General features: G+C 64.0%; 1 protein-coding gene. It reads left to right on the top strand.

What is annotated here, in order from left to right:
* Nucleotides 1-152, top strand: a 152-nt coding sequence (locus tag R5H29_RS00750) for an ATP-binding protein (protein ID WP_158230018.1), incomplete at its 5' end; no start/stop codon positions are given.
* Nucleotides 153-417 lie beyond the last annotated feature (265 nt).

Here is a 417-nt window from a genome sequence, read left to right on the forward strand (position 1 = left end):
GCGTCATCATCACCACCAACCTCGCGTTCGGCGAATGGCCCACCGTGTTCGGCGATCCCAAGATGACCACCGCGCTCCTTGATCGCGTCACCCACCATTGCGACATCGTCGAGACCGGCAATGACAGCTGGCGCTTCAAAAACCGCAGCTGATCGCCCCCACCGACCTCCGATTAAAAGATGCTTTGCGCTGCGCGCGCCTCCGGTCGGGCTCCGCCCTCCCTACGCCGCGCGCAGCGCAAAGGCGCGTGTCCGATCAACCTTGCGCCATCGTGAAAGGGGGTCCCTTTTGCGCGCCGATAGGGGGTCCCGTTTGCACGCCGATTGACACCGGTGCCACAACTCACCTGCTGGAACTGGAGATCGCGCGGGCGCTGAAGCCCCTGACGCTTGAGCGGCTTGGTCAACTCGAGAGCGT

The organism is Stenotrophomonas sp. A3_2 (assembly GCF_036624925.1).
Classification (GTDB): domain Bacteria; phylum Pseudomonadota; class Gammaproteobacteria; order Xanthomonadales; family Xanthomonadaceae; genus Stenotrophomonas; species Stenotrophomonas hibiscicola.